The sequence below is a fragment of the Brevibacterium sp. Z349TD_9 genome (assembly GCF_056173565.1).
Genome location: NZ_CM149680.1, coordinates 2,795,588 through 2,819,339, shown reverse-complemented (window position 1 = coordinate 2,819,339; position 23,752 = coordinate 2,795,588). Strand labels below are relative to the sequence as shown.

Below are 23,752 nucleotides of genomic sequence, written 5' to 3'. Positions count from 1 at the left end.
GCCAAGCTTAGCCGCTGAGTTCTCGCAGTGTCAGTTCGACGCCCCCCGGATTCCCCGCGAGCTGCGTGCCCGACCTCGAAGTTCGCCGCCCCCGCTGAGGCGGTGGGAGGGTCAGGCCGTCTCGTCGCGCCGACTGCGCCGGCCGACGAGGAAGAGGATGAAGCCGACGGCCCCCATGCCGAAGGCGGCGAGGACGAGAACCGGCCACGAGCTCACGATCGTCAAGACGAACGACTCGCCGAACGACGACGAGGCCTGGTTGTTGCCGCGCGGTGCCGGCTGATCGCCACCGGTGATGAGGTCGGTGTCGTCATCGGGGGTGGGGGAGTCGGGGTTGCGCGGGACAGGGTCCGAGTAGTCGGGGTGCGGGCCCTCGCCGGTCGCGCCCGGCAGCCAGTCGGCACCGGTGTCGCCCGGGATGACGTCGCGCCCGGGGCCGGACCCGTTGCCCGTCGAGGGAGCCTCCGTCGTGCGTCCGTCCTCGGACTCGCCGTCCGCGGAGTCCGAGCCCTGGGTGCCGGAGCCGTCGGTGTCGGAGCCGGCACGTGTCGACCCCCCGCTGTCGTCGCCGTTGCCCGTCGGGTTCGAGGCGCCTTCGGAGGAGGCGTCGGCATTCGCGCGGCTCGACGATCCGCCCGAGCCGTCGGCTCGCGATCCGGAGTCCGCCGAGGCGCCCGATCCGGATCCCGATCCCGACGATCCGCCCTCGGAATCGCTTGGGGCGTTGGCATCCGCCGAGGTGGACGAACCTCCGCCGTCGGATCCGGACCCGCCGCTCGCCGAGCCGTTCGAACCCGCATCTGCCGAGTCGCCGGAATCCGTGTACGGGGTGCCCCGGACGACGATCATGCCGTTCTCAACCTGGAACTTCCAGTTCGGGTTCGAGGTGAAACCGCTGAAGGTGTAGGCATCAGGAGAGTCGGGCAGGGTGACGTAGCCCTCCGAGTTGAGGGAGAACTCCGTCGGGACCGCCGGGGCCCGCACGTCGATGGGGTTGCCGCTGTCGTCGGTCTCCCCGGTCGAGTCGGCATCAGCCGGGCTCTCGGTTCCGGAGGAATCGCCCGTCGAATCTGACCCTGAACCGGCAGCGGTGTCCGAGGAATCGGTCTCTGCGTCCGAGGTTCCCGACTCGGCGGACTCCTGCTCTGGGGACTCCTGGGTGGGGACGCGGAACTGCCGCGGTCCGGAGAACGTCTGGCCCTCCCAGCTGTCGGGCATGTTCGTCTTAGGATCGGAGTTCGTCGTCGGAAGCTTGAGGGTCTTGGCCTTCCCGTCCCAGGTCGCGATGAGGGGGACGGTCGCCGCCACGCAGGGCTCGTCGCCGGTGGCCTCTTCGGGGTTCTCGCAGGCTTCGTCGCCCTTGAATCCGTCGGCGTCGGAGCCGGCGTTGTCCGACCCCTCGGTGTTCGCGTCGCCGTCATCGGCGATGGGATCGCTGCCGGCGTCGGCCGTGCCGTCGCTCGAGGAGTCGGCGCTCGCCCCGGACTCCGCGCTCGCCTCGGACCCCGCGGTCGCACTCGAGTCGGCGGTCGCCTCGGCGGTGGGGGTCGGAGAGGGGGAGGGGGAGGCAGCGACGGGGGAGCCGACGGTCAGGGGCAGGGCCGCGAGGGCAAGCGCAGTGCCGAAAGCGGCCGCGGTGCGGCTGAACTCTCGTGTGGTGATCGGCACTGGGATCCTTCGGTCGGGGTTGCCGGTCATCGGCCCGTCAAGGGGTCATGACGTCACGGCACGACGGCCACAATCATAGTGGCTCGGCGTGCGCTGTTAAAGCTCCGCTCATCCGTTCGCGGTCTGCGGGCGCTTCGGATAGGCCCGGATCGTCGAGTCGACGCCGTCGACGATCGCCTGGTTGCCGTTGTCGGTGACGGCGAGGAGGCGGGTGTCGCTGCGGTACGCGGTCTGGCCGGCGATGAGGCACGCCGCCTCGTTGTCGATCGTGCACGGAACGATCGTTCCCCGCGGTTCGGAGAGGTTGACGTCGGCGCGTGTCGTGTCGGCGAGCAGGAGACCGGTCTCGAGGTCGAAGAGGTAGGGGCCGATGTAGGCCCGCTGTCCGCCTTGACCGCGGACCCACGACATCTCGCCGACGATGTCCGTCGTTGTCGTCACCGTCGAGAGGATCGAGCCGTCGTCGAGGGAGTGGACGACGAGCTGGATGCGGTGCCCGCTGTTCGTCGACGCCCCCTGCTCGCCCCACAGGGCGATGACCTTGCCGTGCCCGGCCGAGATCCATTTGATGATCCGGAGACCGTCGGCAGGGGCTTCGAGGTCGATGTCGCGTTTGTCGCCGGACTCGATGTTCGTCGCCACCACCGGCCCGTCGAAGTCGGCGCTGTAGAGCTCCCCGTTCTCCACCGCCATCGGCGTCGACCCGCTCTCCGGGGTGGGCACGTCGATGAGCCCGTCCTCGCCGAAGGTCGCGAGGCGGTTGCCAGACTTGACGAGCACGCTCGTGCCCGCCGAGGAGATCCGGGTGTTCGGGGGCAGGCTGTAGGACTTCGGGGTGGATTCGCCGTCGAAGAGCGCCTGTGCGGAGTCGCCGACCTGCCAGAGCAGGGCTGCTCGGCCCCCGATCCTCGTGTCGACGGCGAAGGTCGGCGCCTGATCGACCGTGCCCGAGTAGCGCACCGCACCGGTGGCTGAGTCGAGGACTTCGAGCTTGTCCCCGTCGACGACGAGCACGCCGCGATCCGACGCCGTCACCGAGGCGCTGCCGGGGATCTTCGCCTCCCACGTCGGTGTGTTCTCGAACGTCGGGACGATGTCGTCGGTCGTCTCCACGGTGAGATCGGAGGCGGCGTCGAGCTGCTGGTCCGAGTTGATCGTCTGTGGGGATTCGGGGGCGCTGGTGGGGACGATGTTGGGGATGACGAAGGCGCCGATCATGAGGATCGCGATGCCGATGAGGACGAGGCCGGGCACGGTGAGGCGTCCGAGTCGGCGCTGCTTCCTGCCCGCCGGACGCTTCCGTGCGGGCTTCTGCCTCGGCTTCTGCGTGGGCGGGGTCTGGGCTGCCGGTCCCGAGTACGGGGTGCCGAGTGGGTACTCCTCCCCGGCGGCCGCCTCGGCGGACTCCGGCGCACGCCCGGCGTCCGTGCCGGTCGTCGGTGCGGGGTCCGTGCCCATGGCCGCCGCCGGTGTCGCATCCACCGGGGTCTCGGAGGAGGGGGAGGCTCCGCTCGCCGAGGTTGTGGTCGGGTCGGTCTCCTGAGCAGCCGGTTCGGTCGGGGTCGACTGAGCAGGCGGGGTCGACTGGGCAGCCGGGGTCGGCTGGTCGGGCTGTGAGGTCGGGGCAGGTGCGGAGGCACCGGGAGCCGCGGCCTCGGCCGTCGCGGCAGGTGCGGGCTCCTTCGGCGCAGTGCTCTGGGCGGGGACGATCCGGCCTGCGGCATCGATCTCGACGTCGACGCCCTGGTCGCCGTTGTCGATGGTCACCGACACCGGAGTCTCGGTGGCGCGGGCATAGTCGCCGAGGTAGGTCATCGCCTGGCCCGTGTCCGAGTAGCGACTCGTCGCCCCATCGAGGGACAGGTAGGTGTACCCGTCCTGGGAGACAGAGATCAGCGCACGTGGCATGTACCAGGGGTCCTTGGGAAGTCGACGGCAGGGCGGTGACAATCCTAGTGAATGAGGATGGGGCCTCCCACCGCTTTTCCGAAACCGTTATACATCTCTACGGAATCGTTGCACGTCAGGAGATCTGCGTCTCATTATGCACCTCGGGGCCTGTGCGTTTGCCCGACCGCAGTGCGGGACGCTAATATGTATCTTGCTGTCTGCGCCGAGGTGCAGGCTGTGTGGTGGGTATAGCTCAGCTGGTAGAGCGCCGCGTTGTGGTCGCGGATGTCGCGGGTTCAAGTCCCGTTACTCACCCCGGTTGATGTGTCGCGATATCGTTTCCACGATGTCGCGGCACATTTCTCTTTTCTTACCCGGGGGTTAGCGGGGCAGCGGGGTTTGCAGCGGCGACCGCGGCTCAGATGTCCCTGTGCGCGGGACAAGTTCACTGTATACGGACGCGAGCTTCGCGGGTTCTCACATCCTCGTTGTGGAGGGACCGAGTCTCAGGCGTTGTCGATGACGTCAACCCCGGCCGCCATCATCCAGGTCATGGCGTCGCTGGGCAGATCGCGGGTCACGAGGGTATGGACACGGTCAGTAGGGCACGCGGTGAATGTCGCTGAGACACCGATCTTGTCTGCGGTCGAGACGGCGAGGACTCGTTGCGCCGAGTCGATCATCGCCTTCTTGACGTCGGCGTCATGCGCGGAGGTTGCGGTCAGCCCTGCGTGCTCATCCCAGGCGCAGACCCCGATCACGGCGAAGTCGGCTCGAAAATCGTGGATCTCGCGAATCACCCGGTGACCTGTCCAGGCGAGCTCGTCGAGGTCGAGCTGTCCTCCGGCGGTGATGACCCGCGCCCCGGGACAACTGCCCAGTGCCGACGCGGCGGGTATCGAGAGTGCGAGCGCGGTGACGTCGCGACCGGCGAGCGCTTGTGCGACCGCAGCGCACGTCGTTCCAGTGTCGATGATGACGCTCACTCCGTCGGGGATGAGAGAAACCGCTTTCGCAGCGATGGCTTGTTTCTGGTCGACGCCACTGTCAACCCGCATTCCGTAGGGAAGGCGAGTACCCCGGGCGGGGAGACTGACCGCGCCTCCATGAGTGCGGCGCAGCATTCCCAAACGCTCCAGTTCGGCCAGGTCCCGCCGGATCGTCATCGTTGATACCCCTGTCGCCTCCGCCAGTTCTGAGACGCGGGCACCGCCTGGCGATCGCACGGCATTGATGATCGCTTTAGCCCGGATCGAACGTTGCATGTGTTTGATTCAAGCGCGAAAGTGCTGGGTATGCAAAAGCGGAACACCAATCGGCGGGCGCGTGCAGCGGTGATGGTCGCCTTCGCCACGAATGGGGGACTTCCGGCCACTCTGTTGGTCCGATACGCCGAAGTCAAGGACGCCTTGGACGTCGGACCTGGCATCTTCGGGCTCTTGGTTGCCGGGTTCATGTTCGGTGCCGCCGTCGCCTTCCAAGCGCCGGGAGTGCTCCTGCGGCGCTGGGGCAGCCGACGGGTGGCGACGTTCGGCACCGGTTTGATGTCCGTCTCACTCGTGCTTGCCGCAATCGGCGTTGCCACCGGCAACCCGTGGGTATTCGTGGTCGGGCTTGTGCTGGCAGGATACGCGGATGCCGCAGTCGATGTCGCGCAGAACTCCCAGGGCTTGCGCGTACAGGAGAACTACGGTCGTTCCCTGCTGTCGTCGATGCACGCAGGGTGGAGCATCGGTGCTGCCGCAGGCGGATTGATCGGAACACTCGCGGCTTCGGCTCAAGTGCCTCTTCTGATCCACCTCGGGGTGTGGGGAGTTCTCAGCTCAGGCGCAATGGCCTGCGCGGCGCGTTCGTTCCTTCCGGACCAGCGAGACTCTCGCCCGATGCCGAACAGTGGCCCTGTCCGTGTTGGTCCTCACGTGGCGTGGCTGCTGATCCCGCTGGCGATCGTCGCTTTGGCAGGGGTTGCGGTGGAGGATGTCGGCAACAAATGGTCAGCGGTCTTCCTCTCGACCGAGCGCGACGTTCCTGTGTCGATTGCGGGTCTCGGCCTCACCGTTCTCTTGGTGGCTCAGTTCTTCGGGCGCATACTCGGCGACCGCTTCATCGACCGAGTCGGCAACGGTCCGGCGACCATCACCAGTCTGATCCTGATCCTCGCAGGCCTCGTCATTGTCGCGTGGACTCCCTCAGCGGCACTTACCCTGGCGGGTCTGGCGCTGGCGGGCCTTGGCTCTGCGATCACTGTGCCGCTGGCCTTCGCCGGCGCTGATGCGCTGCCCGGTCTCAAAGCCCATGCGGGAGTGACCTGGGTCATCTGGGTCATGCGAGTGGCAACCATTACGTTCACACCCGCAATCGGAGGGATTGCTTCGATCGCGTCGCTGCCTGTTGCTATCACAGCAGTTGCGGCCCCAGCCGTCATTGCCCTCGGCATCCAACTGCGATCATTGCGACAGGCTCGTGAGCACAACGACAATTCTCGCGTGCATTGAGGACCGGGGGCACCGGGTCCCCGCCGATTCTGAATAGGGCAACGTCACCGATCCGCCGGAGAACGCGTCCGCACTCTTGCGATTTCTGTCCCGTCCGCTGCTCGACACCGGTGAAGCGCCGAGGTGGAATAGGTGCAGACCATTGCCTGAAACCGAGACCGGGAGCCGTGAGATGTTGGAGATCCGACCGAACTGCGAATGCTGCGATCGCGACCTCGCCCCCGACGACGAGGCGTTCATCTGCACCTTCGAATGCACATGGTGTCCCGCGTGCGCGGCCGGGTTTCCAGGCGGTGCGTGTCCCAACTGCGGAGGGAACCTTCAGCCACGGCCGATCCGTCCGGCGCATCTGCTCGTCTCTCATCCGGCCGGCACCGCGCGTGTGCTCAAGCCGGGGTGCGCAGACTCCCGGGCCGCCGTCGTCAGCAGTCGCAGGTGACGGCGTCGACGGGAGCCGTGAGCGCGTCCGGGGCAGTGGTGAACACTCCACCGTCGCGTTCGACCGGGAAGCCCTCACGGGCCCAGTACTCGAAGCCGCCGATCATCTCCCTGACCTCGAAGCCGAGCTTCGCGAACTCGAGCGCTGCTCGGGTCGCCCCGTTGCAGCCCGGTCCCCAGCAGTAGGTGACGACAGGCATGTCCGAGGGGATCTCTGCGACCGCGCGAGCCGCGATCTGTGCAGTGGGCATGTGCACCGCGCCGGTGATGTGCCCCTGTGCCCACGCCGAATCACCGCGGGAGTCGATGAGGACGAACCGCGTGCCCTCGTGCTGGGCGCGGTGGACATCGGAGGCATCGGTCTCACACGCGAGCTTGGCGGCGAAATGCGCGATGCGGAAGGTATTCGAAGACATGCCCGAAGGCTAGTAAGGCGGCACCCGCGAATCCAGGGCAAACGTACGGCATTCTGCTCGCCTCGGCGGAGATTTCATGGCAGTCTGACCGTATGCCCGCGAATCTCCCGATCGCCCTCGATGCGGTCGACTCGGCGATCCTCACCGAACTCCAGGACAGCGGACGCCTCAGCGTCGCCGAGCTCGCCCGCCGGATCACGATGAGCCACAGCGCGACGGCCGAACGCGTCCGCCGCCTCGAGGAGACCGGAGTGATCAGCGGGTACACCGCCGAGGTCGACCCGCAACGCCTCGGGTACACGATCATGGCCTTCCTCCGTCTGCGCTACCCCAGCAGCGACTACGACCCGCTCCATGCGCTCCTGCGCAGGCAGCCGGAGGTCATCGAAGCCCATCACGTCACCGGTGACGACTGCTTCATCATGAAGGTCGTCGCCACCGACATGCGCCACCTCGAGCAGGTCAGCGGTCGGATCGGCACTCTCGGCAGCGTGACGACGAGCGTCGTCTACTCCTCGCCCCTTCCGCCCCGGCCACTCCTCCCACCGAGCTGAACACCGGCGTTAAGGTGAGGGATGACCGAGTTCCCGCGCCTGCTCCACACCGTCCTCGACGCCGAGGACCCCCGCGACCTGGCCGAGTTCTACCGGCAGTACCTCGGACTGCACTACCGCATCGGCGACGAACCGCCGACCGACGGCAGTCCCGACGAGGCGGACTGGCTCGTCCTCGTCGACGCGGCCGGCAACCGGACGCTCGCGATCCAGCAGGTCGACGAACTCACGCCCACCACGTGGCCCGACCCGGACGTGCCCATGCAGCTGCACCTCGACTTCACCGTCCCCGATGCCGAGGCGCTGGAGACCCACCGGGAGCGCGCCGAGGCGCTCGGAGCCCGCATCCTCCTCGACCGCACCGACGATCCCGACGAACCGCTCTACGTCTTCGCCGACCCCGCCGGACGCCCCTTCTGCGTCTTCGTCGCCTGACCCGCGCCTGGGATATCGCCCACGGCTCACCCCCGGGCGATGAGGTTCTGGAGGACCTGGAAGGCGACGGCGACGACGAGGGCGTTGTAGAAGAACGCGGCGATGCTGTGGAGGAGGACGATCCGGCGTGCGGGCACCCCGCAGACCTCGACGTCCGAGGTCGCGAACGACGTGCCGATCGTGTACGAGAAGTAGAGGTAGTCGAGCGTCGAGGGTGTGGTCGTCGTCGGGAACCGCAGCTCCTGCTCGTCGTTGGCCGCCTCGGTGACCTCGTAGATCTCCGCGAACGCGATGTGGAGCATGAGCCACGAGAGGATGATGCCCACGCTCGCCGCGAAGAGGAGCGCCGTCTTCTCGGAACCGGCCTCTCCCGACCCCTGGTTGACCATCGCGGTGATCGCCGCCTGGACGCCGACGATCGCGGCGAGCAGCGGCGGGATCCACAGCCACTTCGCGACCACGCGGGCCTCCTCTCGGTCACCCGTCTCGGGCAGTCGGCCCCTCCACACGACGATGAGCCCGACGACGAGGTAGCCCAGCGTCACGCACTCCCAGGCGATGAGCGCCCACAGCGCGTTCGTGAACAGGTAGAGCAAGCACATGACGACGATGACCGCCTGCGCCGCCCCGCTCGCCCACGCCCCCGCCGAATACCGTCGGGATGGGATGGTCCGTGACGTCGAGTTCTCAGCCATGGCCCGAATATACGGCACCACGGCGTCGAAACGTCCCCGTCGGAGTCACGTCCCTGCGGGAAGCCACGGTGCGCGTTAGAGTGAGGTGTGTCCGCCTTCGCCATCCCCCTCACCGTCGTCGGCAGCATCAACGCCGACATCACCGCGACCACTCAGCGCCTGCCCGGCCCCGGAGAGACCGTCGGCGGCGGCACCCTCACGCGCAGCCCCGGCGGAAAGGGCGCGAACACGGCCGCCGCGGCCGCCCGCCTCGGCGCCCGCACCCGGATGATCGGGGCCGTCGGCACCGACCCGACGGGGACCGAGATGATCGCCGCCCTGCGGCAGGCCGGTGTGACCGTCGACTCCATCGCCGAGGTTGACGCCGAGACCGGAACGGCGCTCATCACCGTCGACGCCCACGGTGAGAACACGATCGCCGTCTGCGAAGGCGCGAACGCCCCCGTGAGCATCGACGACCACGACTTCGCCGACGACACCGTGCTCACCCAGCTCGAGATCCCGATGACCGTCGTGTCAGCGCTCGCCCGCACCGTGCGCGGGTTCTTCGTCGTCAACGCCGCCCCCGCCCTGCCTCTGCCCGCCGAGGTGGTCGACCGTGCCGACCTCATCATCGTCAACGAATCCGAGTACGCCGCGCTCCCGCAGCTGCGCTCCGCCCGCTCGGTCGCCGTGACCGCCGGGGCTAAGGGCTCGACCCTCTTCTCCCGCGGCGAGCAGATCGCCCACGCCCCCGCCCGCCGCGTCACCCCGGTGAGCACCGTCGGTGCCGGGGATGCGTTCTGTGCCGCCCTGACCATCGCCCTGCGCGCAGGGATCCCCGCCGAGGCGGCGCTGAGCATCGCGAACGCCGTCGGAGCGTCCGCCGTCACCGACCCGAGTGCCAGACCGGCGTTTCCCACCCTCGACCACTTCATCTCCGAGACCGGCCCCGCACACGACCCCCGGCCACTCGGACCCGGCGATGACAAGGACCGCAGATGACCGACTTCGCGACGTGCACCGAAACCGTGCCCATGCCGCTGCCCGCCCTCTCACCCTTCACGGGACTGAGCGCGTTCCCTCTCACCCCGGTCCGAGACGGACGCCTCGACGAGGATGCCTTCGCTGGGCTCATCGACCGCCTCGTCGCCACGGGAGTCGACTCGATCGCCCCGCTCGGGTCGACCGGATGCGGCCCCTTCTTCAGTCCCGAGGACCGCGCCGAGGTGGCCCGCCTGACCGTCGACCGCGCCGACGGCATCCCGGTGACCGTCGGCATCGGGGCGCTGAGCACGCGTGATGTCCTCACCAATGCCGAAGCCGCCGCAGCGGCCGGTGCCGCAGCGCTTCTCCTCGCCCCCGTGAGCTACCATCCGCTCACCGAGACCGAGGTCGTCGAGCTCTTCCGGGCGGTCACCTCGGCGAATGGTCTGCCCGTCATCGTCTATGACAACCCCACCACCACCCGCTTCACCTTCACCACCGAGCTCTACGCCCGTCTGTCCGAGATCGAGGGCATCGCGGCGATCAAGATCCCCGGACTGCCGCTCAGCCCCGCCGACTGGCAGGAACGGGTGGCAGGAATTCGGCAGGCCACCGGCGGCCGGGTCGCCATCGGCGTCTCCGTCGACGCATACGGCGCGGAGGGACTCATCGCCGGCTGCGACGCATGGTTCTCAGCGATCGGCGGGACGATCCCCGCCCCGATGCTCGCGATCACCCGCGCCATCCAGGCAGGCGAGGCCGAACGCGCCCGCGAACTCGCCGTCCACCTCCAACCGCTGTGGGATCTCTTCGCCGCCCACGGCGGCAGCCTCCGAGTCGGGGCCGCGATCGCCGAGCACCTCGGCCTCGTCACCAGCGACTGCCTCCCGGCACCGCTCAAGGGACTGAGCACCGAGGACAAGCGCAGGGTCGCCTCGGTCGTCGACGACCTCGGCCTCAGCTGAGCCGCAGGCGACCGACCCCGGCCGCAGGCGATCGACCCCCGCCGCACCGAGCGGCGCGCCGCCGACTCCACGCGTTCACGCACGCGCCACCTCCGGTTCCGGGCACAGTCACCTCTCTCCATATATATGGAGTAGGCGGACACGAATCGTCCGCGCCGCCTCGACTCGGAGAACCGATGACGACAACGAAGACAGTCACCGCCGCCCTCACCGCCTTCCTCCTCACCACCGGCCTGAGCGCCGGGCTGACCGTCACAGGCGGCACCCCGGTACAAGCGGGAGAGGTGCCGGAGCCGATCACCACCTCGGCGCCGGGCGCGCAGGTCGCGCTCGGCTACCTCGGCGCGTACGAGGCCGGGCGGTTCGACGAGTCCGCAGCCGAGATCACCGCCGTCCACGGCGACACCGTCTTCACCGTCAACGCGCAGGCCGCGAGCGTCGACATCATCGACGCCTCTGATCCGAAGAACCCGGCCAAGGTCGGCGAGATCACCGGTTCGGGCACCGCGAACTCGATCGCGATCCGTGAGGACGGCCTCGGCGTCATCGCTCTGGAGAACGAGGACAAGACGAAGCCCGGGTCACTGATGTTCTTCGACGCGAGGACCACCTCGGCGACGGTGCTCGGAACGGTGGGCGTCGGATCCCTGCCGGACATGGTGACGATCACCCCCGACGGCGCTCAGGCGCTGGTGGCGAACGAGGGCGAGCCGGCCGATGACTTCTCGACCGATCCGGAAGGGTCGGTGGGCATCGTCGACCTCCCCGCCGAGGTGGCCGCCCCCACCGAGGCGGATGTGCGGACCGCTGACTTCCGGGAGTTCGAGGAGGGCGGGTCGAAGACCCTGCCTGAGGGTGTGCGGGTCTTCGGCCCCAACCCCGAGGGCGACCTTCCGGTCTCCCGCAACCTCGAACCCGAGTACATCACCGTCGCAGGCGGCAAGGCGTACGCGACGCTGCAGGAGGCGAACGCGATCGCCGTCGTCGACATCGCCGCCGGGGAAGTCGAGCGGATCATGCCGCTCGGCTTCAAGGACTACGGCAAGGCCGGCAACGGTCTTGACCCCTCTGACAGGGATCCGAAGGACGCCCCGATGGTGAACATCGCGACCTACCCCGGGCTCAAGGGCGCGTACATGCCCGACACCGTCTCGACGTTCTCCGCCGGCGGCACCGACTACCTCGTCACTGCGAACGAAGGCGACTCCCGTGAGTGGGGCGACTTCGTCGACGCGGCCAGGGTCAAGGACCTCGGCGGCGACGGCCTCGCCCCCGTGTGCGAGACCTCGCCGTTGGCCGACAGCCTCGGGGATGACGAACTGGGTCGCCTCAACGTCATCACCGACCTCGGACTGAGCGAGGACGGGAGCTGCTATGAGGAGCTCTACGCGTTCGGAGGCCGGTCGTTCTCGATCTGGATGACCGACGGCACGCTCGTCGCCGACTCCGGCGATGAGTTCGAGCAGATGACCGCGAAGGCGATCCCGCAGTTCTTCAACTCCAACCACACCGAATCCAACCTCGAGGGCCGCAGCGACGACAAAGGACCCGAGCCCGAGGCGCTGACGATCGGCCAGGTGGGGGAGACGACGTACGCGTTCGTCGGCTTCGAGCGCATCGGCGGCATCGCCGTCTACGACCTCAGCGACCCGCAGAGCCCGGAGTTCGCGACCTACTTCAACAACCGCGACTTCTCCGTCTCCGTCGAGGATGAGATCGACGGTGCCGCGGATCCGGCAGGCCTGCTCTCGAAGGCCGGCGATCTCGGCCCTGAGGGCATCACGTTCCTCAGCGCGGGGGAGTCCCCGACCGGGGAGGCCGCGCTCGTCATCGGCAACGAGGTCTCCGGCACGACGAGCCTCTACTCGGTCGACGACCTCACCGCAGGCGGCGGCGATTCGGATGCCCGGGCCGACGCTGACGGAGGTGTGGGGGCCGATGAGAATGCTGGCGCCGAGGCGGACGCCGGTTCGAGGGCAGACGCCGATGCCGGCGATGGCAGTGATGCGAGGGCGAGCGATGACGCGGACGCGGGCACTGGCGCGGATGCCGACACGGCCGATTCGCGCGGGTCCGGTGCGAACGATTCCGACGCGAAGGATTCCGGCACGACGGCCGGCGCCGCCTCAGCGAGCAGCGATGCCGGCGCGAAGGGCTCCGACACCTCGGCAGATGCGAAGGGCTCCGACGCGAAGGACTCTGACCCGAAGGGCGGCAGCGCCGGCGGTGCCTCGGCAGGGTCTGAGGGATCCGCCGACGCCGACGATGAGAACGCCGGATCGCTGCCGCGCACCGGTGCCGACCTCGGTCAGTACCTTCTCATCGGCGGGGTCGCGGCCGGGCTCATCGCCCTCGGCGTCGTCGCCTTCCTCGTCACTCGGAGACGCTGAGCCGACGTCCCGGCGAGGACGCCGCGGGGCGTCCCCGCGGGGACGCCCAGCGGATCAGTCGATCTGACCGATGGGCTCGCGCTTCTCGGCCTGGAACTGGTCCTCCGCGCGTCCGCGCGCCCAGTAGGCCGAGATCGACAGCGACTCGCGGGGGACCTCGCGCTCCTTGAGGATGCGGCGGATCGCCTTGATCGTCTCCCGCTCCCCGTGGGCGAAGACCTGGGGGGTTCCCTCAGCCCAGTCGAGGTCGCGGACGGCGGCGATGAGCGCCTCGTCGTCATCGACCCAGGTCACCGTCATCCCTGCGGGAACTTCGGGCAGCAGACGGTCCTCGGCGTGGGGGACATTCGCGATGATGTGACCGGTCGCCGCAGCGTCCATCTCCTCGAGCGCGGAACTCACCGCGGGGATCGCCGTGTGGTCGGCGATGAGCAGGTGCCAGGGAGCGTCCGGGTCGGGTCGGTAGGCGCCGCCGGCCCCCATCGCCACGAGCGTGTCACCCGGGGCCGCGGTCCGCGCCCACGGGCCGGCGATGCCCTCGTCTCCGTGGACGACGAAGTCGATCGTCAGCTGCCGATTCTCCCTGTCCATCTCGCGCACCGTGTACGTGCGGTTGCGCGGCAGCCTCTCGGGGGAGTGCTCGCGCAATGCGGCGAGATCGTAGGGCGGGGTGAGTCCGTGCCGGGGGTCGGCGAAGATGATCTTGACGTACTTGTCCGTGGCGTCGTTGTCCTTGATCGCGTCGAAGCCCTCACCGCCTGCGGTGATGCGGATGAGATTGGGCGTGACCGCCTCGGTCGCGGTGACCGTGAGGATCGCCTGGGGGCGTTCGGGTCGCTTCGTGCGGGCAGGGGCGTCAGTCGTCATCGGAGACCTTTCGTTCGCGTTCGGTTAGGTTTACCTTAGCAAACAGGGGCGGTCGGCCCGTGCGCGTGAGCGAGGCACCCCACGAGCACGGCCTCCCACGCAGCCGAGGCCCGCCGACCCGCAGCCTCTACGAGGTCTGATCGGCGAAGTCGTCGCGGACTCGCCGCAGACCGCGCAGGTCGAGGTTCCGCAGCTCCTTCGGGGAGTCGACGATCTCGACGTCGGGCAGTGCCGAACCGCTTCCGGCGCATCCCATCGTGTCCTCGGGGTCGAGGAGGACGACGCGCTTGCCCTCGCCCTCGAGCCGACGCAGCGCTTCGACGATCATCCGGCGGGCCACCTCGTTGATCGAATACACCCGGCGCATGTCGAGGGCGAAGACGTCGACAGCGTCATCGGGCGCGGCGATCTCCCGCATGACGTTCTCCGCCCCGGCCCACTGGATGAGGCCCTGGAGGCTGACGATGCGGACCATGTCGCCCTTGGCGTCAACGAAACGGCGGTCGCGGCGGATGATCGAGCGTGCCGGTTCGGGCGCATTCATGATGTGGAGGCCGAGGTCGGCCGAGAGCGAACGGAAGATCTTCGCCCCGCGCACACTCGTGCCGTGCCGATCGAGCCGGGGCGAGAACGTCGCGATGCCGAGCTGACCGGGCAGGACGCCGAAGAGCCCGCCGGAGACGCCGCTCTTGGCAGGCACCCCGACCTCGGTCATCCAGTCACCGGCGGCGTCGTACATCCCGCACGTCATCATCACCCCGAGCACCTGCCGGTTGACACGCGGCGAGAGCACCTGCTCGCCCGTGAGCGGGTTCGTGCCCCCGCCGGCCAAGGTTGCCGCCATGATCGCCAAGTCCTTGACGCTGACGAGGACCGAGCATTGGTTGATGTAGCCGTGGACCACCTCGTCGGGGTCGTCGGTGATGACCCCGTAGGAGCGGAGCATGTTCGCGATCGCGATGTTGCGGTACGCCTCACCGAGTTCACCGTCCGCGATGTGCTCGTCGATGCGCAGCTGGCGGCCGGCGAAGCGTGAGAGACCGGCCCGGACGATCTCCGTGCGCTCGGCCAGGGTGGCGTCCTTCCCGCCGAGGAGGGCATGGACGGTGAGCGCTCCGGCGTTGATCATCGGGTTGAGCGGCTTGCCCGAGGACTTGTCGAGGGAGAGCTCGTTGAAGGCCTCACCCGTGGGTTCGACGCCGACCTTGTCGAGGACGGCGGGCAGGCCGAGCGCTTCGAGCGCGAGACCGTAGATGAAGGGCTTCGACATCGACTGGATCGAGAACTCGAAGTCCGCGTCCCCCGAGTCGTATTCGACCCCGTCGAGGGTGGAGATGCAGATCGCGAGCTTCGTCGGGTCGGCGGATGCGAGGTCGGGGATGTAGTCGGCGGTGGCGCCGCTGAGATCGTAGCGATGACGCTCGAGCGACGCGTCGAGGAAATCGGGGATCGGTGATCGCATGGCACCTCCTGTCGTCGGTTCGGGGTCCGCGAGGGCTGCGACCCGACTGCCATTCTCACACACTGGTGCGTCCCGGCAGTGTGGGATCGCCCACCCCGGACCAGCTGGGCCCGGGAATGCACGACGCCCCCGCACGGACGGACCGTGCGGGGGCGGGGGAGCGGGTCAGCCCTGAGACCCGGGCCGAGCGCTCAGCGTCTCATGAGCGTTCGCCTCAGGGAACGTCGGGCCGGTTGCGGGGATCACGCGGATCGACCGATCCGTCGGGTCGGTGCGTCTGCGGGCGGTCCGAGCCGGGGTCTCCCGGGCGGACATCCGGACCGGGTCCGGAGCGGAAGTCAGGACGCGTTCCCGGGTTGCGTCCATCGGTGCCGATCGCACGGTCGGCGGCGTCGCGGGCACCCTTGATCTTGTCGCTGTACTTGCCCTTCGTCAGCGAATCCGCGGCACCTGCCGCCTTGTCGAGCACCTGATCGCTGAACTTCTCCATCTTCTCGGAGTTGAGCTTCTCACGGACCTTGGGGTCGTTGGCGAGGTTCTTCGCCTTGTTGAGGAACTTGTCGAAAGCCATGGTGGCGCCCTTCTTCACAGGTGTGGTTCACAGATGTGATGGTCAGCACCGATCGTAGACTCACAGACTGAGTCGGTCCTGGCAAACGCCTCCGACGCAGCTTGGGGGCACCCTCGACTCCCGTGAGACAGCGCCTCAGCGCAGCATGACCCCGGAGCCGTGGAGGCTGACCCGAAGGCCGTCGTCGGCGGGTTTGATGTCGGTGAGCTCGAGTCCCGCGGGCAGGGTCTCGAGGTCGATGACGATGTCGGAGATCGCCGAGGTGAGGAACCCGGGAAGGGTCGAGAGGTCGACCTGCGCGGAGCCGAGCTGCAGCGTCGTCGCCGAGACGAGGATCCGCCTCGCCTCCGCACGGGTGTCGATGCCGATGCGCACGTCCTGGCCGAGCAGGGAACCCGTGAGGACGAGCCCGCTGGCACTGCTGTCGAACGCCATCCCGTCGGGCAGAGACGCCTTCTCCTTCGCCAGCCGGTCGATCGTCGTCAGCGGGATCGTCGCTTCGGCGTCGACCGTGCCGACCGGACGCGAGGAGTCGGTGGGGACGTCGAAGAGCTTCGCGTCGACGTTCGTGAAGTCGATGCCCTCGTAGGTGGCCTTGGCCGCGGTCACCCGCACCGCATCGAGACGACCGGCGGCGAGCTGGGTGAGGACGGGGAAGCCCTCGACGTCCACCTCGGTCTCACCGTAGGACTTCAGGCCCTCGGCGATGCGCTGTTCGGTGAGACTGTCGACGATCCTGTCGGCGGCGATCGCGCCGACGATGAGGGTGAGGACGACGACGATCCCGGAGACGATGAGGGTTCTGCGGCGGCTGCGGGGGCGGGCGTACTCGCGGGTCGTCATGGCCTCCATTGTTCCATCGCGCACGCCTAGGATGGGGTCATGGACTCGACTCGCACGCAGAACATCAGGACTCTCTCAGCCCGTCTCAACTCGTTCCACTCGTCCATCTACTTCTCCGAGACCGTGGGCCGCTCGTTTGCCGAGCTCGGCCTCGAACCCGGGGTCGAGGCGAACATGGCCGCCCGATCGGCCCCGATGGGCCGCGTCACGGCAGGGGTCGTCGCCGGGACCTTCTCCAACTACTCGCCCGAGTTCATCGCCACCATCGTTCCCCGCGTGTGGGACGTCGTCTCGCCCGACGTCATGGTCTCCGCCCGCTTCGACGCCGTCTCCCTCTACTTCGAGGAGCTCTTCGGGACCCGGGACGACATCGCCCTGCTCACCGAGGCGGCCACCGAACTCACGACGGCACTGACCCCGGTGCGGGCGGACCTCGACTTCTCCGGGCGGGCGCTCGCCGCCGCGACGGCCGACGCCGTCGACGCCCACACCCCGGCGACTGCGTTCGAGGCGCTCTGGGACACCGCCACGGTGCTGCGCGAGTTCCGCGGCGACGGTCACGTCGCCGCCCTCGTCACTGCGGGTGTCTCCGGCATCGAGGCGCTCCTCCTCGACGTCGCCACGGGTGCGGGTTTCAGACCGCGCGCGGCACAGAAGACCCGAGGGTGGAGCGACGAGGCCTGGCAGTCGGCACAGGAGAGCCTCGCCGAGGCGGGGCTGATCACCCTCGGCACGGATGAGCGCGGTTACTCGCTGCCGGAGATCACCGACGCGGGACGACAGCTCAAAGAGGAGATCGAGATCCTCACCGACGGCACCGTGACCGCAGCGTGGGCGGGGCTGAGCGACGAGCAGATCGCCGCACTCGTGTCCCCGAGCCGCACCCTGGTCAAGGTCTTCGCCCAGGCAGGTGCCTTCCCGGCCTCGATCTTCGCCCAGCCGGCGAAGAAGACGAGCTAGGCCCCCGCCGCCGAACCGGGTGCCGTCGAGGCATCGGACTCATCGTCGGCGGAGAAGGCGGCGACCACCTCGGTGGCGATCGCCTTCGCCTCATCCGAGGTCGGACCAGCGGAGGAGAAGACGGCGCGACGGTAGTAGGCGAGTTCGACGATCGAATCGCGGATGTCTCCGAGCGCACGATGTCCGCCGCGCTTCTCCGGCGCCTGGAAGTACGCGCGCGGGAACCACTGCTTGGCGAGCTCCTTGATCGAGGAGACGTCGATGATCCGGTAGTGGAGGTAGTCGACGAGCTCGGGCATCTGCTTGCTGAGGAACACCTTGTCCGTGCCCACCGAGTTCCCGCCCAACGGCGCCTTCCCGGCCTCCTTGACATGCGACTTCACATAGTCGAGGACCTGTGCCTGGGCGTCGGCGACGGTCGTTCCCGCATCGAGTTCGGTGATGAGGCCCGAGGAGGTGTGCATCTGGGTGACGAAGTCATTCATGTTCTCCAGCGCCTGCGCCGAGGGCCGGATGACGATGTCGACGCCCTCGTCCAGGGGCCTCAGTTCGAAGTCGGTGACGATCGCGGCGATCTCGATGAGTTCGTCGCGCGCCTCGTCGAGGCCGGTCATTTCGCAGTCGATCCACACAATTCTGTCGTTGCTCACCCTGCAAGCTTATACGTCGCCCTCACCCGAGAGCCCTGCGGTGGTGTGGTCGACGACACACGCTGAGTGCATCCGCAGAGCCCGTCCCAGCTCAGTGGCCTAAACTTGTGCTGTCGTCTGCCCACACGGGCGGACAAGGATATTCGCGAGTTGAGGAGAAGGTTCCCGCGTGCGTTACACACTGGCTGTGATTCTCATGGTGGTCGGTGTCGTCGTCGCCGGCCTCGGGCTGCTGCAGAAGACCCTGTGGGCCCCTGACGACACGATCACCGCCACGACGCAGATCGACGGCTCGGCGCCCGCCGTCGTCGTCGACCCGGGGATGCTCAATCTCTACGAGACCCCGGCGACGCTCACCGCTGAGGGCACCGGCGACCTGACGATCGCCCAGGCTCCGATCGAGAGCATCGACGCGTGGATCGGCGATTCCGCCGCCGCGCGCATCACCGGCCTCGCCTCCGAGGGCGGCCTCACCGTCGAACCCAAGGACGGCGCCGAAGAGGTGCCCAACCCCGCCGGGGCCGACCTGTGGGAGGCGGAGACGACCGGCAGCGGCACCGTGAGCCTCGACTGGGACGCCGAGGCGAACCGCACCGGGTTCCTCATCGTCGGCTCCGGACAGCCGGGCGAGGTCAGCTCCGTGACCCTGTCGTGGCCGAGCAATGCGGCGACCCCGTGGGCGATCCCGCTGATGATCGGCGGCGGCGTGATCTTCCTCATCGGGCTCGTCCTCCTCTTCCTCGGGCGCCGCACCGCCAAGCGCGAAGCCGACCGGCGTCAGGCCCGCCAGGACCGTCGTCGCAAACTCGCCGAATACGGCACCGCCTTCGCCATCGTCCCCGTGCTCGCGCTCAGCGCGTGCGGACCTGAAGAGCTGCCGAAGCCCGAACCCTCGGCCGCGCCGACGACCCCGATGGCCGGGGTGAGCAGCACGCAGGCCGAGCGCATCCTCGGTGCCGTCGCCGACGGTGTCGCCGCCGCCGACAAGGACCTCGATGCGAAGGCGCTCGAGGAGCGGGCGACCGGTCCCGCCCTCGACCAGCGCGGGGCCGCCTACGCGGTGAAGAAGAAGGTCAAGGACCACGACCTTCCCCCGGCCGTGGCCGCCGACGACATCGTCGTCAACTACACCGCCGCCACCGACACCTGGCCGCGGGTCACCAGCCTCATCACTTCGGCCGGCGATGCCACTCAGCTCCTCGTCCTCACCCAGGAGGATCCGCGCTCGGACTACAAGCTGTGGTCGCAGACGCGGCTCGTCCCCGGCACCGAGCTGCCGGAGATCGCCGACGCCCGGCAGGGCTCGCCGCTGCTGGACGCCGAGGCGGACGGGTATGCGAAGACCCCGAAGCAGACCATCGCCGACTACGCGAAGGCGCTCGGATCGGGTGCCGACTCGAAGGAGGCGAAGAGCTTCGAAGCCGACGACTTCGCGAAGTCGATCTGGGCCAACCAGAAAGAGCAGCGCAAGAGCGCCGAGGCGGGCAAGGCGAGCGTGAAGTTCTCCTACGATCCGGGCAACCAGATCGTCGCACAGGGCACTGCCGGCGACGCCGCAGTCGTCACCGGCGTCATCGAGGCGACGTCGACGATCACACCCCAGTCCGAAGGAGGACGGACCGGGACGCTGACGCTGAGCACCCCGCAGAAGGAGCTCACCGGAGAGTCGAGCACCCAGAAGCCGGTGTCGACCTCGACGTATCAGGTGCTCACGTTCCTCGTGCCGAAGGACGGCAAGGTCCGACTCATCGGCGGACTCGAAACCCTCAGCGGAGCCAAGCTCGGCTGACCAGCCACCAGAAGGAGATCCCGTGTCACTCGATCCCACACAGGACGCCGGCCCCCAGGAGGGGCTCGACCTCTCCGCGGTCCGCAGCAGGAATCTGCCTGCCGACGAGCAGGCGGGCGCCGGCGATCCGAACGCCGTGCCGCTGCCCTCGCTCGTCCTCGACGTCGACGAAGCCGTCTTCAACGATGTCGTGGCACTGTCCGATCGCGTGCCCGTCGTCATCGACCTCGGATCCCCGGCCGCCCCGGAGAGCACCCAGCTCACCGCGGTCCTCGAACGCCTCATCTCCTCCTACGGCGGTCGCCTCGTGCTCGCGAAGGTCGACATCGACGCCAACCCGCGCCTACACCAGGCATTCGGAGTCCAGGCGGCACCGACGGTCGTCGCCGTCATCAAGGGCCAGCCGGTTCCCCTGTTCCAGGGACCGCTGCCCGAGCCGCAGATCGCCGCGTACCTCGAGGAGCTCCTCAAACTCGCCGCTGAGAACGGGGTGAACGGCCGCGCCGTCGTCGGCGGTGCCGAGCCGGAGCCTGCGGGTCCGAAGCACCCGGAGGCCGAAGCCGCCCTGGCCGAGGGTGACTTCGACACCGCCGAGTCCCTGTTCAAGGCCGCGCTCGCGGAGTCCCCGGCCGATGACGAGGCGAAGTTCGGCCTCGCCCGCGCAGGGCTGGGCCGCCGCCTCATCGACGCCGACCCGGCCGAGCTCATCGCCGCCGCCGACGCCGACCCGAAGGACGTCGATGCCGCGATGGCCGCCGCCGACGCCCAGGTCGTCACCGGCGATCCCGCCGGTGCGTTCTCCCGGCTCATCTCCCTCATCCGCACGTCGACGGGAGACCAGAAGGAAGCCCTGCGCCTGCGGGTCCTCGACCTCTTCGAGATCGTCGGACCCGACGATCCGGCCGTGGCCAAAGCACGCACATCACTGATGAGGGCATTGTTCTGATCCAGATAGTCCGTCTCACCACAGCCATCCTGTTCGCGATCGCCGCGGCGATCCTCGCAGTGCTGGTCGGCTCCGCGCTGTCCGTCGTCGGCACCGACGAGGTCACGGAGACCGAGGCCTTCGAGGTCTCCGACGGGTCGTACGCCGTCGTCCTCGACCAGGCGGTCGTGCCGTACTCGGGCACCGACGTCACCATCGAGGCCCGCAACTCGCAGGGCAAGGAACTGTTCCTCGGCACCGCCAACGGCGTCGACACCGACAGCTTCCTCGACGGGGTCTCGCAGGTCCAGATCAGCGACGTCGACTTCCCGGACCAGGCGACCCACCGGTCGCTGCCCGGCGATCCCGCCCCGGCAGCCGACATCGCCGGACGCGACTGGTGGACGAGCCGGGAGACCGGCCAGTCGGTGGCGAAGACCTTCGACCTCGACGCCGATCCGCAGATGCTCGTCATCGCCCCGGCGGCCGAGGGGGAGAACCTCGACGGCACGACCGTGCAACTGAAGATGCGCGTCGAGGGCGTGCTCGCCCTCAGCCTCATCGGACTCGCCGTCGCGATCATCTTCGCCGGCTTCTCCGCGTACTTCTTCCTCCGCTGGTGGAACGCGCGCATCCGGCCGCGGAAGAAGGAGGGCCCCGGCACGCCCAGCGACGAGGCGGGCGACGGGACCCGGGGCAGGACGAAGACGACGATGACGGACAGGGCGAAGGCCGCGGTCAAGGGCCGCTCGAAGCCGGAATCGAAAGCGGACGCCGAACCGGAGACGCAGCCGGCGACCGACGCCGCACCCCCGACCGAGGGAGAACCGCCTCGGCGACGCTCCCGGCGTGGTGCACGCACCCGCGCCGCCACGGCCCTGACCCTGACCACGGGACTGGCCCTGAGCGGATGCGCGGCGCTCCCCGTCGCCCAGCCGCACACCCCGAACGTCACCCCCTACGAGCGCACCGCGGTCCGCTCGGGCGAGGCCGGGGACTTCATGACCGCCTACACGGAGTCCCTCGACAAGATCCTCGCCGACAAGGGGGAGGGCCTCGAGTCGATCCAGGGTGCCCCGCTCATCGACCGCACCCGCGCGCAGATCCAGATCGCGGAGAAGACGAAGCAGAAGCTGCGGGCGCCGAACTTCACCGAGGTCGTCGCCGGGGGACCGAGCTTCGAGCAGTACCCGATGTGGTTCTATGCCCTCGGCACCACCGATGGGGACGAGAAGCTCACCCAGGTCCAGCTCGCCACCCGCGAATCCGCGTCGACACAGCCGATCGTCCGCTCCGCCGTCTTCATCCCCGCCGATCAGGCGCCGACCCTCCTCGCCGACGCGAACGGCGCTGTCGAGGTCGCCCCGAAGGCGTTCTCGGAGTCGATGACCACCTCCGCCGATGAGGTCGCGTCCTACCTCGCCGACGGCAAGGCGGACAAGGTCAAGGGGCTCGACCAGGGCGGCTTCAAGTCCTTCCGGGACTACCTCGGCGGGCTGCGCGACAAGGACTCCGGCTTCGACGAGGTGAATGCCGAGTGCAAGCCCTACACCGAGTTCGACTTCGCTTCGATGACGCTGACGACGGAACAGGGGGCGCTCGGCATGGGCGAGGTCCGCTGCACGCTGACGATCAAGGTTCCCGAGGACTACTCGCTCGACCTCGGTGACACGATCGAAGCGGTGAAGACGAACGACAAGGACGGCAACACCGTCAAGGTCGACACCGCACAGCCCTACGTCATCATGCAGAACGGTGAGGAGCTCACCGCCGTCGCCTCCGACTGGGACATCCTCTCCTCGCGGATCGAGTGAGGCAGCATCGAGTGAGGTCGCGGGGCCCCGCAGCCGTAGGGCGGCGTGACCTCGCGGCCCTCGCGCTCAGCGGACGGCGGGGGCCTCTGCGCCGCGCACGCGTCTGCCCACCCGGATGAGCCACCACAGGCCGATCACGGGGAGGACGAGGGGGATGAAGCCGTAGCCGATGCCGAAGCTCGACCACACCGAGGGCTTGGCGAAGTCCTCGGGGTGGGTGAAGCTGAGGATGCCGACGACGATGACGCCGGCGAACTCGATGAGGCATGCGGCGATCGCGATGCGGTGGGTGACACGGCTGCCGATGACGAAGCAGACGGTCGCGACGATGTAGACCAGCGCTGCGAAGACCGAGAGCGAATACGCGACCGGGGCGACGTCGAACTCGCGGATGACCTGGTAACCGGCCCGCGCGGTCGCCGAGAGCGCGAAGATCCCGTACACCGCGGTGAGCGCGCGCCCTGGACCCGAGTGCATCGCCGAGTACGGGGAACGCGGGGAGGGGCGGCGGATGGTGCCTCTGTTCACAGCCAAATCTGGTCCATTCTCTCGATCATGACGATCACCGTCAGTCCTGCCGCGGCGAGCACGCCGGGACCCCACCGGGAGAGTTCGGCGAACGCCCAGAACCCGGCGAGGGCCATGACGAGGATCGCCGTGATGACGTAGCCGAAGTAGAGGAGCGGATCGACGTCGTGCGTGCCGCCGAAGGTGACGATGGAGACGACGAGTTCGACGATGAGGAGGAGCAGGAGGAGGGCCGCAACCCCGAGCAGGAGCTTCCCAGCCGGGCGGTTGCGGATCGTCTCGACGATCGACCACACGGTGAGCACGGCCGCGACGGCGTAGAGCACGAGGGTGAGAACGGTGAACACCCGATCAAGTCTAGTCACCGCACCGGGCAGGCACCCACCCTCTCAGCCCGCGCTCACGGGTGAGATCGGGCACGGATCCTGGCC

At 68.6% G+C, this 23,752-nt stretch carries 23 protein-coding genes and 1 tRNA gene; 12 read left to right on the top strand and 12 right to left on the bottom strand.

What is annotated here, in order from left to right; genetic code table 11:
* Positions 1–111: 111 nt before the first annotated feature.
* A complete protein-coding gene (locus AC0VYB_RS13120; protein WP_475384740.1) occupies positions 112–1,668 on the bottom strand; it encodes a hypothetical protein in 1,557 nt (518 codons plus the stop codon).
* A 108-nt stretch (positions 1,669–1,776) separates the two neighbouring features.
* Positions 1,777–3,576, bottom strand: a complete 1,800-nt coding sequence (locus AC0VYB_RS13115) for a hypothetical protein (RefSeq protein ID WP_259820180.1) — start codon at positions 3,574–3,576, stop codon at positions 1,777–1,779.
* Positions 3,577–3,800: 224 nt separating this feature from the next.
* Between AC0VYB_RS13115 and AC0VYB_RS13110 the strand changes: the two genes are divergently transcribed.
* Positions 3,801–3,873 (top strand) — tRNA-His (locus AC0VYB_RS13110).
* A gap of 191 nt (positions 3,874–4,064) precedes the next feature.
* Here AC0VYB_RS13110 and AC0VYB_RS13105 read toward each other — a convergent pair.
* On the bottom strand, positions 4,065–4,823 hold the full coding sequence (locus tag AC0VYB_RS13105) for a DeoR/GlpR family DNA-binding transcription regulator (protein ID WP_144588179.1): 759 nt from the start codon (positions 4,821–4,823) through the stop codon (positions 4,065–4,067).
* 30 nt (positions 4,824–4,853) lie between these two features.
* Between AC0VYB_RS13105 and AC0VYB_RS13100 the strand changes: the two genes are divergently transcribed.
* Entirely contained in the window at positions 4,854–6,053 is a 1,200-nt protein-coding gene (locus AC0VYB_RS13100; protein WP_144658385.1) for an MFS transporter, read from the top strand.
* Positions 6,054–6,225: 172 nt separating this feature from the next.
* Positions 6,226–6,492, top strand: coding sequence for a DUF1272 domain-containing protein (locus AC0VYB_RS13095; RefSeq protein WP_111312103.1), 267 nt, complete (start codon positions 6,226–6,228; stop codon positions 6,490–6,492).
* Here AC0VYB_RS13095 and AC0VYB_RS13090 read toward each other — a convergent pair.
* The gene (locus AC0VYB_RS13090) at positions 6,476–6,907 is read right to left on the bottom strand and encodes a rhodanese-like domain-containing protein (protein ID WP_111470484.1); all 432 of its coding nucleotides are present in this window, start codon (positions 6,905–6,907) and stop codon (positions 6,476–6,478) included. The two genes, AC0VYB_RS13095 and AC0VYB_RS13090, sit on opposite strands and share 17 nt — an antisense overlap.
* Before the next feature lie 92 nt (positions 6,908–6,999).
* Between AC0VYB_RS13090 and AC0VYB_RS13085 the strand changes: the two genes are divergently transcribed.
* Positions 7,000–7,461 (top strand): Lrp/AsnC family transcriptional regulator, encoded by a 462-nt coding sequence (locus tag AC0VYB_RS13085; RefSeq protein ID WP_119296406.1) that lies wholly within the window; start codon positions 7,000–7,002, stop codon positions 7,459–7,461.
* Positions 7,462–7,482: 21 nt separating this feature from the next.
* On the top strand, positions 7,483–7,896 hold the full coding sequence (locus tag AC0VYB_RS13080; protein WP_144588183.1) for a VOC family protein: 414 nt from the start codon (positions 7,483–7,485) through the stop codon (positions 7,894–7,896).
* Positions 7,897–7,922: 26 nt separating this feature from the next.
* Here AC0VYB_RS13080 and AC0VYB_RS13075 read toward each other — a convergent pair whose 3' ends face one another.
* Positions 7,923–8,591 (bottom strand): DUF1345 domain-containing protein, encoded by a 669-nt coding sequence (locus AC0VYB_RS13075; protein ID WP_119296407.1) that lies wholly within the window; start codon positions 8,589–8,591, stop codon positions 7,923–7,925.
* A gap of 87 nt (positions 8,592–8,678) precedes the next feature.
* On the opposite strand from AC0VYB_RS13075, the gene AC0VYB_RS13070 reads away from it, so the two are divergent.
* From AC0VYB_RS13070 to AC0VYB_RS13060, 3 genes are all read left to right on the top strand, one after another.
* Positions 8,679–9,575 carry a ribokinase gene (locus AC0VYB_RS13070; RefSeq protein WP_259820176.1) on the top strand — a complete coding sequence of 299 codons (897 nt, stop codon included), beginning with the start codon at positions 8,679–8,681 and terminating at the stop codon, positions 9,573–9,575.
* A complete protein-coding gene (locus AC0VYB_RS13065) occupies positions 9,572–10,522 on the top strand; it encodes a dihydrodipicolinate synthase family protein (protein WP_119296409.1) in 951 nt (316 codons plus the stop codon). The genes AC0VYB_RS13070 and AC0VYB_RS13065 overlap by 4 nt, the downstream gene beginning before the upstream one ends.
* Positions 10,523–10,698: 176 nt before the next feature.
* Positions 10,699–12,912: a choice-of-anchor I family protein gene (locus AC0VYB_RS13060; protein ID WP_238614642.1), complete on the top strand. Its 2,214-nt coding sequence runs from the start codon at positions 10,699–10,701 to the stop codon at positions 12,910–12,912.
* A gap of 54 nt (positions 12,913–12,966) precedes the next feature.
* Here AC0VYB_RS13060 and AC0VYB_RS13055 read toward each other — a convergent pair whose 3' ends face one another.
* The 4 genes from AC0VYB_RS13055 to AC0VYB_RS13040 form a co-directional block, all read right to left on the bottom strand.
* Positions 12,967–13,779: a siderophore-interacting protein gene (locus AC0VYB_RS13055; protein WP_119296410.1), complete on the bottom strand. Its 813-nt coding sequence runs from the start codon at positions 13,777–13,779 to the stop codon at positions 12,967–12,969.
* 127 nt (positions 13,780–13,906) lie between these two features.
* Complete coding sequence (locus AC0VYB_RS13050) at positions 13,907–15,241, bottom strand: glutaminase (RefSeq protein WP_063249113.1); 1,335 nt, start codon at positions 15,239–15,241, stop codon at positions 13,907–13,909.
* Between the two features lie 214 nt (positions 15,242–15,455).
* Complete coding sequence (locus AC0VYB_RS13045) at positions 15,456–15,812, bottom strand: antitoxin (RefSeq protein ID WP_167560021.1); 357 nt, start codon at positions 15,810–15,812, stop codon at positions 15,456–15,458.
* 135 nt (positions 15,813–15,947) lie between these two features.
* Entirely contained in the window at positions 15,948–16,655 is a 708-nt protein-coding gene (locus AC0VYB_RS13040; protein ID WP_063249156.1) for an LmeA family phospholipid-binding protein, read from the bottom strand.
* Between the two features lie 39 nt (positions 16,656–16,694).
* Here AC0VYB_RS13040 and AC0VYB_RS13035 point away from each other — a divergent pair, with 39 nt between their 5' ends.
* Entirely contained in the window at positions 16,695–17,615 is a 921-nt protein-coding gene (locus AC0VYB_RS13035) for an SCO6745 family protein (protein ID WP_193338592.1), read from the top strand.
* On the opposite strand, the gene orn is transcribed toward AC0VYB_RS13035, so the two are convergent.
* The gene (gene orn, locus AC0VYB_RS13030; RefSeq protein ID WP_259787922.1) at positions 17,612–18,265 is read right to left on the bottom strand and encodes an oligoribonuclease; all 654 of its coding nucleotides are present in this window, start codon (positions 18,263–18,265) and stop codon (positions 17,612–17,614) included. The genes AC0VYB_RS13035 and orn overlap by 4 nt on opposite strands.
* Before the next feature lie 196 nt (positions 18,266–18,461).
* On the opposite strand from orn, the gene AC0VYB_RS13025 reads away from it, so the two are divergent.
* From AC0VYB_RS13025 to AC0VYB_RS13015, 3 genes are read left to right on the top strand one after another with little or no spacing between them, the layout of a single operon-like run.
* On the top strand, positions 18,462–20,054 hold the full coding sequence (locus AC0VYB_RS13025) for a DUF8094 domain-containing protein (RefSeq protein ID WP_144588318.1): 1,593 nt from the start codon (positions 18,462–18,464) through the stop codon (positions 20,052–20,054).
* Positions 20,055–20,076: 22 nt separating this feature from the next.
* On the top strand, positions 20,077–21,000 hold the full coding sequence (locus tag AC0VYB_RS13020) for a tetratricopeptide repeat protein (protein WP_201672044.1): 924 nt from the start codon (positions 20,077–20,079) through the stop codon (positions 20,998–21,000).
* A gap of 59 nt (positions 21,001–21,059) precedes the next feature.
* Positions 21,060–22,793 (top strand): hypothetical protein, encoded by a 1,734-nt coding sequence (locus AC0VYB_RS13015; RefSeq protein WP_259787926.1) that lies wholly within the window; start codon positions 21,060–21,062, stop codon positions 22,791–22,793.
* Positions 22,794–22,859: 66 nt separating this feature from the next.
* Here the strand turns inward: AC0VYB_RS13015 and AC0VYB_RS13010 are convergent, their stop codons facing one another.
* The gene (locus AC0VYB_RS13010; RefSeq protein WP_009379376.1) at positions 22,860–23,321 is read right to left on the bottom strand and encodes a hypothetical protein; all 462 of its coding nucleotides are present in this window, start codon (positions 23,319–23,321) and stop codon (positions 22,860–22,862) included.
* Positions 23,318–23,668 (bottom strand): hypothetical protein, encoded by a 351-nt coding sequence (locus AC0VYB_RS13005; RefSeq protein ID WP_009379374.1) that lies wholly within the window; start codon positions 23,666–23,668, stop codon positions 23,318–23,320. The genes AC0VYB_RS13010 and AC0VYB_RS13005 overlap by 4 nt, the downstream gene beginning before the upstream one ends.
* Positions 23,669–23,752 lie beyond the last annotated feature (84 nt).